The 12,116-nt window shown below is 70.6% G+C and carries 15 protein-coding genes; 6 read left to right on the top strand and 9 right to left on the bottom strand.

The genetic code is table 11. The features are described from left to right. Positions 1-596: DUF1731 domain-containing protein (locus tag G6028_RS06525; RefSeq protein ID WP_182658380.1), on the top strand; the 596-nt coding region annotated here is incomplete at its 5' end. Positions 597-604: 8 nt separating this feature from the next. Here the strand turns inward: G6028_RS06525 and G6028_RS06520 are convergent. From G6028_RS06520 to G6028_RS06510, 3 genes are read right to left on the bottom strand one after another with little or no spacing between them, the layout of a single operon-like run. Then, on the bottom strand, positions 605-1,249 hold the full coding sequence (locus G6028_RS06520) for a TetR/AcrR family transcriptional regulator (protein ID WP_179523648.1): 645 nt from the start codon (positions 1,247-1,249) through the stop codon (positions 605-607). Between the two features lie 55 nt (positions 1,250-1,304). Then, positions 1,305-2,612 (bottom strand): SPFH domain-containing protein, encoded by a 1,308-nt coding sequence (locus tag G6028_RS06515; RefSeq protein ID WP_179523647.1) that lies wholly within the window; start codon positions 2,610-2,612, stop codon positions 1,305-1,307. Between the two features lie 51 nt (positions 2,613-2,663). Beyond that, positions 2,664-3,098, bottom strand: a complete 435-nt coding sequence (locus G6028_RS06510) for an NfeD family protein (RefSeq protein ID WP_179523646.1) — start codon at positions 3,096-3,098, stop codon at positions 2,664-2,666. Positions 3,099-3,171: 73 nt separating this feature from the next. Between G6028_RS06510 and G6028_RS06505 the strand changes: the two genes are divergently transcribed. Then, positions 3,172-4,062 carry a cation diffusion facilitator family transporter gene (locus tag G6028_RS06505; RefSeq protein WP_179523645.1) on the top strand — a complete coding sequence of 297 codons (891 nt, stop codon included), beginning with the start codon at positions 3,172-3,174 and terminating at the stop codon, positions 4,060-4,062. Between the two features lie 2 nt (positions 4,063-4,064). Continuing rightward, positions 4,065-4,514, top strand: coding sequence for an MmcQ/YjbR family DNA-binding protein (locus G6028_RS06500; protein ID WP_179523644.1), 450 nt, complete (start codon positions 4,065-4,067; stop codon positions 4,512-4,514). A 5-nt stretch (positions 4,515-4,519) separates the two neighbouring features. Here the strand turns inward: G6028_RS06500 and G6028_RS06495 are convergent, their stop codons facing one another. Continuing rightward, on the bottom strand, positions 4,520-5,590 hold the full coding sequence (locus G6028_RS06495) for an FUSC family protein (RefSeq protein ID WP_182658379.1): 1,071 nt from the start codon (positions 5,588-5,590) through the stop codon (positions 4,520-4,522). Positions 5,591-5,754: 164 nt separating this feature from the next. On the opposite strand from G6028_RS06495, the gene G6028_RS06490 reads away from it, so the two are divergent. Continuing rightward, positions 5,755-6,222 (top strand): hypothetical protein, encoded by a 468-nt coding sequence (locus G6028_RS06490; protein ID WP_182609367.1) that lies wholly within the window; start codon positions 5,755-5,757, stop codon positions 6,220-6,222. Positions 6,223-6,271: 49 nt separating this feature from the next. Then, entirely contained in the window at positions 6,272-6,577 is a 306-nt protein-coding gene (locus G6028_RS06485; protein ID WP_182658378.1) for a hypothetical protein, read from the top strand. Between the two features lie 67 nt (positions 6,578-6,644). Here the strand turns inward: G6028_RS06485 and G6028_RS06480 are convergent, their stop codons facing one another. The 5 genes from G6028_RS06480 to G6028_RS06460 form a co-directional block, all read right to left on the bottom strand. After that, a complete protein-coding gene (locus G6028_RS06480) occupies positions 6,645-7,517 on the bottom strand; it encodes an alpha/beta fold hydrolase (protein WP_241730594.1) in 873 nt (290 codons plus the stop codon). Positions 7,518-7,588: 71 nt separating this feature from the next. After that, positions 7,589-8,566 (bottom strand): glycine betaine ABC transporter substrate-binding protein, encoded by a 978-nt coding sequence (locus G6028_RS06475; protein ID WP_179523640.1) that lies wholly within the window; start codon positions 8,564-8,566, stop codon positions 7,589-7,591. Continuing rightward, positions 8,563-9,327: an ABC transporter permease subunit gene (locus tag G6028_RS06470; RefSeq protein ID WP_182658377.1), complete on the bottom strand. Its 765-nt coding sequence runs from the start codon at positions 9,325-9,327 to the stop codon at positions 8,563-8,565. The genes G6028_RS06475 and G6028_RS06470 overlap by 4 nt, the downstream gene beginning before the upstream one ends. Continuing rightward, on the bottom strand, positions 9,324-10,517 hold the full coding sequence (locus G6028_RS06465) for an ABC transporter ATP-binding protein (RefSeq protein WP_179523638.1): 1,194 nt from the start codon (positions 10,515-10,517) through the stop codon (positions 9,324-9,326). Before G6028_RS06465 ends, G6028_RS06470 begins: the two co-directional genes overlap by 4 nt. Continuing rightward, positions 10,514-11,158: an ABC transporter permease gene (locus G6028_RS06460; RefSeq protein ID WP_182658376.1), complete on the bottom strand. Its 645-nt coding sequence runs from the start codon at positions 11,156-11,158 to the stop codon at positions 10,514-10,516. The genes G6028_RS06465 and G6028_RS06460 overlap by 4 nt, the downstream gene beginning before the upstream one ends. Positions 11,159-11,288: 130 nt before the next feature. Between G6028_RS06460 and G6028_RS06455 the strand changes: the two genes are divergently transcribed. Next, positions 11,289-12,116: inositol monophosphatase family protein (locus tag G6028_RS06455; protein ID WP_182658375.1), on the top strand; the 828-nt coding region annotated here is incomplete at its 3' end.

Below are 12,116 nucleotides of genomic sequence, written 5' to 3'. Positions count from 1 at the left end.
CCTCCGCCATCGGCTACTACGGTGCCGACTGCGGGGACCGGCTCCTCACCGAGGAGGCCGGGCCGGGACCCGGGCCGCTGGCCGAGATCGTGGCCGAGTGGGAGGCCGCCTGCGAGCCCGCCCGCAGCTCGCGCGCCCGGGTGGTGACCATGCGCACCGGGCTCGTCCTGTCCGGAGCGGGCGGGATGCTGCCCCCGCTGGCCGCGATCACCCGGACGGGCCTGGGTGGGCGACTGGGGTCGGGCAGGCAGTGGATGTCCTGGATCGCACTCGACGACCTCACCGACATCTACCTCCGTGCCGTCGTCGACCCGTCGCTGACCGGAACCGTCAACGCCGTCGCTCCGGAACCGGTCACCAACGCGCGGTTCACCCGCGTCCTGGGCTCGGTGCTCCACCGTCCGACCGTGGTCCCGGTCCCCGGTTTCGCGCCCGGCCTGGTCCTGGGCAGTCGCGGGGCGGACGAGCTGGCGCTGGCCGACCAGAGGGTCGACCCGGCGGTCCTGCGCGCGGTCGACCACCCGTTCCGCTACCCCGGGCTCAGGGCCGCGCTGGCCCATGAACTGGGCGGGGAGAAGGTGCCCGCGGCGCTCTGAGGCACTGCTCAGCGCTGCAGGATCATCGGGACCAGGACCCGCCGCGCCAGCGCCCGGATCTCGTCCTCGGTCTCCAGGACGGGCGGGCCGTCCGGCATCACGGCGATGGAGTGCAGGAAGCGGCCCACGACACTGCCGACCTCGCGGGACAGCGTGTCGAACTCGTCCGCGTCCATCGGTCGGGTGTGGACGTCGGCGTTCCAGGTGCTCCGGATGAACTCCGCGACGATCCCGGTGATCGCGCCCAGAACCGAGTCGGACTGACCGGCGAGCATCGCCATGGCCTCGACCTTGTCCACCTCGACGAGGCGCTGGAGCAGTTCGCTCCTACGGATGTCGAAGACCGTACCGACGAGCAGGTCCTCGACGTGCCGGACCGGATCCCACTCGAGGGACTCGAACGGGGTGAACCGCGCGTTGACCGACATCATCAGTCGCTGCGCCTCATGGGCGTACAGCGCGCGGAGGATCTGCTCGCGCGGACCGAGCCTGCGGTACAACGTCACCCGCGTCACCCCGGCCGCTCTGGCGATGTCGTCGGTGCTCGCGCCCTTGATACCGCGTTCCGCGAACACCGAGGCCGCCGCCTCGATCAGACGGATGTCCTCGGCATCGGGTGGCTGGGCGCCACCGCGTCCACTGTTACGTGCCACACGGGCATGTTACTTCCAGTGGTCGTGGCGGCGCCCGCGACCCGGCCGGATCGGGTCAGGGACGGTCCCGGCCGGCCTCGTCGACCGGGTATGCGCCCTGCTGCAGGCCCTGCTCGAGATCCACGCCGGGGTCGATGCCGGCGGGCTGCCCCGGCTGTGCCCCCTGCGGGCCCGAGAGGGCGGGGGTGTCGTCCGGGGCGATCCCGCCCTCGGACGAGGGGACCATGTCGAAGACCCCGGGCTTGGGCTTGGACTTCGGCTTCTCCGTGGCGGTCGCGGACGACGACGCCCCCTCCGCGGCGGCCTCGGCGGCCGCGACGGACCGGGCGATCTCCGGGTCCGTCGAGGTGTCGAACCAGTGCTCGGGGGCCGACGGCAGATCCGCGTCGTCATCGGTGGCGGGCGGCTCGTAGCGGAACACCCCGTCGTCGTCCTTCTTGGCCACGGCCTTGGCGAAGTTCTCCAGCGAGTCCCCGAACTGCGAGGGGATCATCCACATCGTGGCCGCGTCGCCCTTGGCCATCTCCGGCAGGTTCTGGACGTACTGGTAGGCCAGCATCTCCGGCGTGGGCTTGGAGGCCTTGACGGCCGCGTTGACGCGGGCGATGGCGGCCGCCTGGCCCTCCGCCACGAGGTAGCGGGCGGCCCGCTCACCCTGGGCACGGAGCATGCGCGACTGCCGGTCGGCCTCCGCGTTGAGGATCGAGGCCTGCTTGTTGCCCTCGGCGTCGAGGATGGAGGCCTGCTTGGCGCCCTGGGCGGTGGTGATGGCGGCCTCGCGCTGTCCCTCGGCGGTGAGGATCGTCGCGCGCTTCTCGCGATCGGCCTTCATCTGCTTCTCCATCGACTCCTGGATCGACAGCGGCGGGTCGATGGACCGCAGCTCGACACGGGCCACGCGCAGGCCCCAGCGGCCGGTCTCGGAGTCCAGCACCCCACGGAGCTGCTTGTTGATCATGTCGCGGCTGGTGAGCGTCTGCTCGAGCGTGAGCCCACCGACGACGTTGCGGAGCGTGGTGGTGGCCAACTGCTCGACGGCGACGATGTAGTTGTTGATCTCGTAGACCGCGGCCTTGGGGTCGGTGACCTGGAAGAAGACGACCGTGTCGATGTTCAGCGTGAGGTTGTCCTCGGTGATCATGGACTGGGGCGGGAAGGTGACCACCCGCTCGCGCAGGTCCACCTTCGCGCGGACCCGGTCGATGAACGGGATGATCAGGGTGAGCTGACCACTCACCGTGCGCTGATAGCGGCCGAGCCGCTCGATGACCGCGGCCTCCGCCTGCGGGATGAGCTTCACCGAGCTCACCACCACCGAGGCGATCAATATGACGATGACGGCAAGGAAGATCAAGCCACCCATGGTTTCCTCCTGTTGTGTCGTGCTGTCGGCTGTGTGTCGGACTCGCGCTCTCTAGATGCCACGCACGACGATCGCGGTGGCCCCTTCGATCTCATGCACGAGGACCTTGTCCCCCGCGTCGAACGTCTCGCCCTCGATGAGCGGGCGCGCCGTCCAGGTATCCCCCGCGATCTGCACGAGGCCGCCGGCCGGCCCGATCGCCTCGACCACGGTGCCGTCGCGTCCGGTCAGCGCGGCCGTGTTGGTGTCGTGCTCGGGGAGCGCGGACAGGAGGCGCCGGCGCACGAGGGGTCGTACCCCCGCGACGAGGATGATCGAGACGAGGGCGAACGCCAGGGCCTGCCCCCAGACCGGCGCGCCGAGCGCGGCCGCGGCGGCCCCGCCGAGTGCACCCCCGGCGAGCATGATCAGGAACAACTCCCCGCCCGCCGCCTCACCGGCGGCGAGCAACACCGCAACTGCGAGCCAGGCAAGTCCTACATGCATGTCTACGACCCTACCGACATCCGGCGTTCGGCAGGGGGGACGTCGTCCCACGAGCGGACTACGCTCACATGACGTGTCGACTCTCAAGAAGTTCGCGTGGCTGTCGGTGGCCACGTCGATCGTCACCATCTCGCTCAAGATGGTGGCCTGGTGGGTGACCGGATCGGTCGGGCTGCTCGCCGACGCGGCCGAGTCGGTGGTCAACCTGGTGGCCGCGGTGGTCGCGCTCATCGCCATCACCGTCGCCGAGCGCCCGGCCGACGACGACCACCAGTACGGCCACTCCAAGGCCGAGTACTTCTCGGCCGTGGTCGAGGGCGCGATGATCTTCGTGGCCGCGACCTTCATCCTCTACACGGGTGTCGAGCGACTCATCAACCCCGTGCCGATCGAGTCCCTCGGACTGGGCCTCGCGATCTCCGTCGTGGCGGCCGTGATCAACGGAATCGTGGGGACGTTGCTCATCCGGGCCGGGGTCCGACACCGGTCGCCGACCCTGAAAGCCGACGGGAAACACCTGATCACCGACGTCGTCACCTCGGTCGGCGTCGTGGTCGGGGTGACCCTGGTGTGGATCACCGGCTGGGAGTTCCTCGATCCGGTCGTCGCGATCGCGGTGGGGCTGAACATCCTGTTCATCGGGTACAGGCTCGTCCACGAGTCCGGGATGGGGCTGATGGACGCGACACTCCCCGAGCAGGACAACAGGGCGATCCAGGAGGTACTGGACAGGCACCGGCAGCCGGGTCGGGTCGACTTCCACGAGTTGCGGACCCGCGAGTCCGGCCGGTGGCGGTTCGTCGAGTTCCACGCGCTCGTCCCCGGCGACTGGAGTGTCGAGCGGGGTCACGATCTGGTGGAGAAGGTCGAGCAGGAGATCCACGCCGCGCTCCCGCACTCCCACATCACCACCCACCTGGAGCCGATCGAGGACGAGCGCGCCTACAACGACGTGAGGCTGTAGTCATGGGCCACCCGATCATGTTCGACGACTCCGATCCGCTGCTCGCCCGGTTGCGTCGGATCTGCCTGGCGCTCCCCGACGCCGCGGAGAAGATCTCGCACGGGCGGCCGAACTGGTACACCACCAAGGTCTTCGCCTCCTACGGCGGAACGGTCAAGGGGGACCACGCGGATCCCCTGCTCGCCCGCGCCCTGCTGTTCCTCCCGGACCCCGAGGACCTGCCGGCCCTCGAGCAGGACCCGCGCATCGTGGTGCCCGCCTACGTCGGCGTCCGGGGATGGCGGGCGCTGCCACTGGACCGGCCCGGGGAACACGGGGCGGGCGATCCGGGCTCCGTGGACTGGGACGAGGTCGCCGAGCTGGTCGAGTCCTCCTATCGGCAACTCGCCGGGGCCCGGAGGGTCGCCCGCCTGGACGCCGAACAGCGGGAGGCCGGCCGGGGGGAGCGCTAGGCCCCTTACCGGACCTCCCGCTCCGAGGCGACGTCGTCGATCAGCACGGCGATGTGGAACATGCTGGTCAGCAACGAGCCGTAGACCGGCCAGGAGTCCCGGGGCAGTCGGCCGTCCTCGGCCATGGCGTGCGTCAACCCCACCAGGCGGTCGTGGATGGACGCCATCTCGGCATCGGGATCGGCTATCGCGTGGCCGGCGTCTCGAGCGATCGAGGCCCACTCGCTGCGGAAGCGCTCGTCCCACGGCCCCTCCGCATAGGTGGCCTCGTGGAGAGTGCGGATGAGGTGCCTCAAGTGCGAGACGGCCTCGTCGACGCGACCCAGCACCTCCTCGTAGTCGACCCCCTCGCCGGCAGGCTGTCCGCGGCCGAGGCGCTGGCGGGCCAGGCGGGGATTCGAGCGGCGGCTCTCGCGGGCGAAGTGCACCGTTCCCCACGCGGTCTCGACCTCGTCGGACACCGACTCGATCTCGCGTCTCCACGCGTCGGCGGCGTCGGTCTCCCAGGAGGTGGAGAACTCGTCGGACATGTTGATGAGGATGTCCCCGATCCGGCGGTCGATGCGGTCCACGTGGCTGGCCGCCTGTTGATCCCGCATCGGAGGGATGATCAGGAGATTGACCAGCACGCCGATCCCCACCCCGACGGCGACCTCGATGATGCGGTCGAGGAGCAGGGGCTGTTGGTCGGAGAACCCGCTGGAGAGCACGAACACCGCGGTGGTGGCGATCGCGACGCCCTCGTCCCGGATCCAGGTGATCCGGGCGCCGGCCAGACCCACGAACATCGCCAGGGCGAAGGTCCACACGTTGACGCCCAGGTAGAACCCGATGAGGAAGGACAGGCCGACGCCGATCGCGGACGCCACCGTCGTCTGCACTCCCCGGGAGAGCGACCTGTGGACGGTGGCGTGCACGGTGAGCAGGGCGGTCCACGGCGCCAGGAACGGCAACGGCGAGTCCAGGACGTGCGCGGAGAGCCACCACGCGGCCGTGGCGGCGATCACGCTCTTGACGATCTGCAGCAGGTCGGTCCTGACGTCGGGCCGGCCCGCGAGTTCTCGGAGTCGTGGCATACGCAGCATTCTCGTGGGTGGCCCGACGTGACGACAATCCCGGGCCCGGCGACCGTCGGGCGAGGTGACCGTCGGGCGAGGTGACCCGGTGCGGTGCCCGACTCTGCCCTAGGGTCGGTGGGTACTCGAGTCAGCCGTATCGCTCAGCGTCCCCGGAAGGACCCATGGACCCGCTCAGTTCCCCCACCCTGTCGGCGGTGACGGTCGATCTCGGCCTCGACACGCGGCTCGCGCTGCTCGCCGCCGGACTGGTCTTCCTGCTGGCCCTGGGGCTGGGGGTGTGGAAGTACCGGCAGATGGCCACGAGCGCGGACCACCTCGCGCACCCCTACGTCGACATCGCGCACCGGGCGGCCCTGCTCTACTCCTTCGCGATCCTGCTCATCGCCGCGTTCGTGGAGCTGAGCAGCTGGCCCACGTGGGTGAACCTCGCGGCGGCGGGGGTCCTGGTGTTCTTCTTCGTGGTGGCGATCGCCAGCTACATCGTCCACGGCGCGCTGCGGGACACGACCAACCAGTTCGAACACCCGTCGACCATGCTGCGGGTCGGGATGCTGGCACTCATCGTGGGGGAGATGGGCGGGTTCGCGGTCCTGCTGGCGGGATTCGTCGACGGTCAGTTCCTGGCCTAGCAGTTCCTGGGCTGAGCCGATTTCCGGGCGGCGCGGTTAGGCTGGCCGTATGCCGCTGCGCCCCCGTTCCGACGCCGCCTCCCCGAGGAAGAGATCGTCCGAGGGCATGGACCTGGGCACCCGGTCACTGGTGCTGGGGGTGGGGTCCCTGGCGCTGTCCTGGGTTCCACTGCTCAACATCATCGCGTTCCTCGCCGCGCTGATGGCCGTCGCCTTCGGGTTGCTCGCGCGGTGGCCCACGGGGTGGCTCACCAACCAGGAGCCGGACCCGCGCCGGGGACTGGTCGGGGTCGTCCTCGGTGGGATCGCGATCGTCGTCTTCGTCATCACGGCCGTGCGGTACTCCGCGCTGTAGCAGCACCGACCCCGCCGACGGCACCGACCCCGCCGACGGCACCGGCCTCGGCGATCGCGGTGCGTCCTCAATGCGAGTTGGACACCACCCAGCCGATCGCCGTGCGCATCCGACGGGCGAAGGTCCCGGGATGGGTCGCGCACGCGGCGTGGCCGGCGCTGATCGGGAACACCGCGCTGTGCGGCAGAAGATCGGCCATCTCGTCCTGGATCCACCGGGGGAAGGCGATGTCGCGCATGGTCTTGACGACCGCGACGGGCAGCTCCAGCTCGTGGAGCCACGACGTGGAGTTGAACCGGGCCACCTCCGTGATCACCGTCCTGTGGGTCGCGAGGGGCACGGAGGCCAGTTCCCGCATCGCCCAGGTGTAGGCGCTGGGCACCTCGTCGCCGATCTCCCTGGCCACCTCGACGGGTACGGCGTTGAGCACGGGGGCTCCCCGGGTCAGCGATCCCATCGTGATCTTCTCCAGCGCGTTGCGCTGGGCACCGGTACCGGTGGCGGCCAACACCAGTCCGCCGAGGCGGGAGGGGTCGCGACGGGCCGCGAGCTGGGCGACGATGCCGCCCATCGAGTACCCGCCGATGACCGGTTTCTCCAACTCCAGGTGGTCGGAGACGCGCAGCACGTCCTCGCCCAGCGCCCCGAAGTCGAACGGGCCGCCGTGGCCCATCCCGTGGCGGCGCTGGTCGTAGGCGATGAGCCGGTACTCGCCCCGCAGACGCTGGAAGGTCTGATACCAGTTGAGCATCCCGGTGGCGGCCATCCCGTGCAGCAGGATGACCGGCGTGAGGTGCTCCTCGCCGGTGTCGTAGAGCCTGGTGGTGACGTCGTCGGTGAGGGTGACGATCCGACCGGCCGGAAGCAGCGTCATGTCCGGCGCCATCCGCGGAAGGCGCGATGCCGACCTCGGGATCGCGGCCAGCGGGTTCCTGGTCATGAGTGTCCTCCTCGGGTACCTGACCCCGATTGTTCGCCTCTTCGCCGCGCTCTGCACGACCGGACGCGCGGTCACTCCGCGGAGACCAGTCCCCGGTCCACCAGGAAATCCCTCGCGACCAGCGCCGGATCGTCGCCGTCGACGTCGACCCGCATGTTCATCTCGACCATCACCTCGTTGTCGAGGACCTCGACGAGCGGCGCGAGGACCTCCTCGATCTCGGGGTGCGCGTCCAGGAACTCGCCCCGCACCACGGTGGCGAGGTTGTAGACGGGGAAGAAGCGCTGGTCGTCCTCCAGGACAACCAGGTCGAGGCCCTTGACCCGGCCGTCGGTGGTGTAGACCTCGCCGAACCGGCACTCCCGGCCGGTGGCGGTGGCCTGGTAGATGATCCCGGGCTGCATGATCGGCACCGGGACCGTGGCCGCGTCGAAACCGTAGGCCTCGGCCAGCCCGGGCCAGCCGTCACGGCGCACGGAGAACTCGGTCTCCATGCAGGTCACGGCGGAGTCCGGATCGGTCTGGACGAGCCGGGCGTAATCGGAGAACGTGCGCAGCCCGGTCTCCTCCGCGGTGGCCCGGCTCATGGCGAACGAGTAGGTGTTGTCGACGGTCGTCGGGGGCAGCCACCGGATGTCGTGGGCCTCGAGGTCGGCGTCCCGGACGGCCACCCACTGACCCTCGGGGTCGCGGATGGGTTCCGAGTTGCCGAGATAGCTCATCCACGCGGTGCCCGTGTACTCCATCCCGATGTCCACCTGGCCGGTGACCAGGGCCTGCCGGAAACTGTTGGACCCGGCCAGCGAGGACATGTCGGAGACCTCCATCCCGGCGGCGGCCAGGAGGAACTCCACCAGGTAGCTGCTGATCACGCCCTCGGTGAAGTCCTTGCCGCCGACCGTCACGCGCACCCCTTCGAGCGCGGGGACGGTGCCGTCCGGGCCGGGGCCCACGGGCAGGGGCACGGACCCGCCGTCGCTCAGCCCGCACCCGGTCGCCACGAGCACGGTGGCCAGACACGAGGCGAGGAGTCGCTTCACGGTGGTCATCGCAGCCCCCTCGGGTTGAACAGGACCTCGCCCACCCCGCCGAGCCAGTCGACCAGCAGGGCCAGGCACACCGCCAGGACGGAACCCACCACGAGTGTGGTGGTGTCCTGGAGTCGATAGCCGGTGTCGATGAAGATGCCCAGCCCGCCCGCGTCCACCAGGAAGCTCAGCGTGGCGGTGCCGACCGCCAGGACGAGCGTGGTGCGGAGCCCGGCCAGGATGAACGGCACCGCGAGCGGCAACTCGACCGTGCGCAGGACCCGGCTCGTCGTCATGCCCTGTCCCCTCGCGGCGTCGATGAGCGCGGGATCCACGTTCCGGATCCCCACGATCGTGTTGCGCAGCACCGGGAGCAGTGAATAGACGGCCACGGGCAGGACGCCGATCCAGAAGCCGGTCCGGTTGGTGGCCAGGAACAGCAGCACGATCAACCCGATCGCCGGTGCCGCCTGGCCGACGTTGGCGATCCCGATGGCGACGGGCGCGAGGAAACCCATCCGGCGGCGGGTGAGCAGGATCCCCAGCGGCACCCCCACCGCGACCACGATCGCGGCCACGGTGAAGGTGATCTGGACGTGCTCGAGGGTGCGCTGGGTGATGGACGAGGCGTTGAGCGAGGCCCTCTGGGTCTCGTCGAGCTCGGTCCCGAAGGCCCACCACAGCACGCCCACCGCGGCCAGCGTGATGAGGACCGGCTGGACCACCAACCGGGCCGAGTCCGCGCGGGACGCGGCGCGGGACGCGGTCGCCGCGGTGCTCACGAGCGCTCCGCGGGGTCCGGGGAACCGGGGACGTTGTGGTGGTGGTGGATGCGCCGGAGCTCTCCCACCAGGTCGTCGATGCCGATCGTCCCCCGGTACGCCCCGGAACGGTCGACCACCACGGTGGTCGCGCTGGCGGTCGAGAGCAGCCCGTCGAGCGCCTCCTGGAGCGTGGAGTCGACCGTCACGGTGCCGGCCACCGGCTGGCCACCCGAACGCAGGTCGGGCATCCGGGCCACCAGGTCCCCGCGCACCCAGCGCAGGGGGCGCCCGGAGTCGTCCAGGACCACCGCCCACTCGTCGTCCGTCCCGCGTACGCGGGAGGCGAAGTCGGCCGGGTCCTCCGACTCCCTCGCCGTCGTCGCCTCTCCGAGGTCCACGTCCCCCACCCGCCGGAGGGTCAGTGTCTTCAACGCCGCGTCGTCGCCGATGAAGCCGGCCACGGTCTCGTCGGCCGGGTTGGCGAGGATGGCCTCGGGGGAGTCGAACTGCAGGACCGACGAGCCGGGCCCGAGCACCGCGATCCGGTCGCCGAGCCTGACGGCCTCGTTGAAGTCGTGGGTGACGAAGACGATGGTCTTGTGCAGCTCCTCCTGCAGGCGGATGAGCTCGTCCTGGAGGGAGGCGCGGGTGATGGGGTCCACGGCGCCGAACGGCTCGTCCATGAGCAGCACCGGCGGGTCCGCGGCCAGGGCGCGCGCCACCCCGACCCGCTGCTGCTGGCCACCGGAGAGCTGGGCGGGGTAGCGGTCGCGGTAGTCGGCCGGGTCGAGGCCCACCAGCTCCAGCATCTGGTCCACGCGGTCCGCCACGCGCGACTTCCTCCACTTGAGGAGCCGGGGCACGGTCCCGACGTTCTGGGCGACCGTCAGGTGCGGGAACAGGCCGGACGCCTGGATGGCGTAGCCGATGTGGCGCCGCAGGGTGTCGGCGTCGAGGGTCCGGTTGTCCTGGCCGTCGATCGTGATGGTCCCCGAGGTGGGTTCGATCAGCCGGTTGATCATCCGCATCGTCGTGGTCTTGCCGCAGCCGGAGGGACCCACGAACACGGTGGTGCGTCCGGCGGGCAACTCGAGCGAGACGTGGTCGACGGCCGGTCGGTCCTGGCCGGGGTAGACCTTGGTGACGTCGTCCAGGGTGATGGGCACCCCGGACACGGCGCCGGCGTCGTGCGCGGTGGGTGTGGTCACTGGTTCCCCCTGATGGTGAGGCGTCCGAGGAGGACGAGGAGCGCGTCGAGGACGAGCGCGAGGACGACGATGAGGACGGTCGCCGTGAGCGCCATCGGCAGCGCGGTGGGCGTCCCCACCCGGGAGAGCCCGGCGAAGATCAGGTTCCCCAAGCCCGGGCCCTTGGCGTAGGCGGCGATCGCGAGGATGCCCATGGACATCTGGGTGGACACGCGGATCCCGGCGAGGATCGACGGCCACGCCAGCGGGATCTCCACCCGGCCCAGGACCCCGATCCGGCTCATCCCGACCCCGCGCGCGGCGTCCACGGTGGCCGCGGGGACGGCGTCGAGTCCGACGATGGTGTTGCGCAGGATCGGCAGCACCGCGTAGATCACCAGTGCGGTCATGGTGGGCAGCACGCCCAGCCCCAGGATCGGGATGAGGAGTCCCAGCAGTGCGAACGAGGGCACGGTCAACGCCGTGGCGGCCAGGCCGGTGGCCACGGCGGATCCGGCCCTGCTGCGGTAGACCGCCACGCCGACCCCCACCGACAGCAGCGTGGCCAGCAGGACCGCCTGCACGGTCGCGCTGACGTGCTGCCAGGAGTCGGTGGCGAGTTGGAGCCGGCGGGTGGAGATGAAGTCCACGAGGTCGTTCAACGTATCTCGGCTCCGTCCGTGCGATGAGGTCTGCTCACGCTATCCGGATGGGCACGTGTAGAGGGGTGGGAACGAGTATGTCGCGGCGCGAACCGGCGTGCGACCGGTGGCCGTGATGCACCATGGGGCCATGACTGCGAGGCCCGACCGCCCCCTGGACCCTGACCTGATCGAGCACCTCGACGAGCTGCTCGCCGCCACCGGCAGGATCGCCCGCCGCCACTTCCACGGCGAGCTCGAGGCGCTGGTCGCCGGCGACAAGGGCGGGGGGCGGGGGTACGACCCGGTGACCGAGGCCGATCGCGACATCGAGGCGTTGTTGCGGGCCGGGATCTCGTCGATGGCGCCGGGGGACCGGGTGGTGGGGGAGGAGAACGGCGAGTCCGGGCCCCCGGACGCCCCCCGCACCTGGTATCTCGACCCGATCGACGGCACCAAGGCCTTCCTCACGGGGATGGCGGGGTGGGGCACGCTCGTCGGGGTGGTGGAGGACGGCCGGGCGGTCGCCGGGTGGATGGACCAACCGGTGTTGGGGGAGACCTTCGCCGCGGTCCACGGACGCGCCACCGTACGTCGCCGATCGGACGGGCCGGAGGCATTCGATCTGCACGTGTCGGGGTGCGACGAGCTGTCCGAGGCGATCATGTACACCACCCACCCGTCGATGTTCGGGGACGGTGAGCTGCGCCGACGCTACGACGACCTCGCCACCCGGGTGCGCCTGCAGCGCTTCGGCGGGGACTGCTACGCCTATTGCATGCTCGCCGCGGGCCGGGTGGACCTGGTGGTCGAGTCCGACCTGAAGTCCTACGACATCGTGGCCCTCATCCCGATCATCGAGGCGGCCGGCGGCGTGATCACCGGACCGGACGGTCGGCAACCGCTGGACGGCGGCACGGTCGTGGCCGCCGCGACACCGGCCCTGGCGGAGCAGGCGTGGGCGGTGCTCGGCGCGGAC

This window comes from Dietzia cercidiphylli (genome assembly GCF_014145145.1).
Lineage (GTDB): Bacteria > Actinomycetota > Actinomycetes > Mycobacteriales > Mycobacteriaceae > Dietzia > Dietzia natronolimnaea.
The sequence above is the reverse complement of the archived record's forward strand: the minus strand, read 5'-3'. Positions and strand labels throughout refer to the sequence as shown.

Bases quoted from the DNA above. Each gene is read 5' to 3' on its own strand.
- G6028_RS06485 (WP_182658378.1), top strand. From the start codon at position 6,272: ATGCCGCTGCGCCCCCGTTCCGACGCCGCCTCCCCGAGGAAGAGATCG.
- G6028_RS06495 (WP_182658379.1), bottom strand. From the start codon at position 5,590: ATGCCACGACTCCGAGAACTCGCGGGCCGGCCCGACGTCAGGACCGAC.
- G6028_RS06500 (WP_179523644.1), top strand. From the start codon at position 4,065: ATGGGCCACCCGATCATGTTCGACGACTCCGATCCGCTGCTCGCCCGG.
- G6028_RS06515 (WP_179523647.1), bottom strand. From the start codon at position 2,612: ATGGGTGGCTTGATCTTCCTTGCCGTCATCGTCATATTGATCGCCTCG.
- G6028_RS06510 (WP_179523646.1), bottom strand. From the start codon at position 3,098: ATGCATGTAGGACTTGCCTGGCTCGCAGTTGCGGTGTTGCTCGCCGCC.
- G6028_RS06480 (WP_241730594.1), bottom strand. From the start codon at position 7,517: ATGACCAGGAACCCGCTGGCCGCGATCCCGAGGTCGGCATCGCGCCTT.
- G6028_RS06475 (WP_179523640.1), bottom strand. From the start codon at position 8,566: ATGACCACCGTGAAGCGACTCCTCGCCTCGTGTCTGGCCACCGTGCTC.
- G6028_RS06490 (WP_182609367.1), top strand. From the start codon at position 5,755: ATGGACCCGCTCAGTTCCCCCACCCTGTCGGCGGTGACGGTCGATCTC.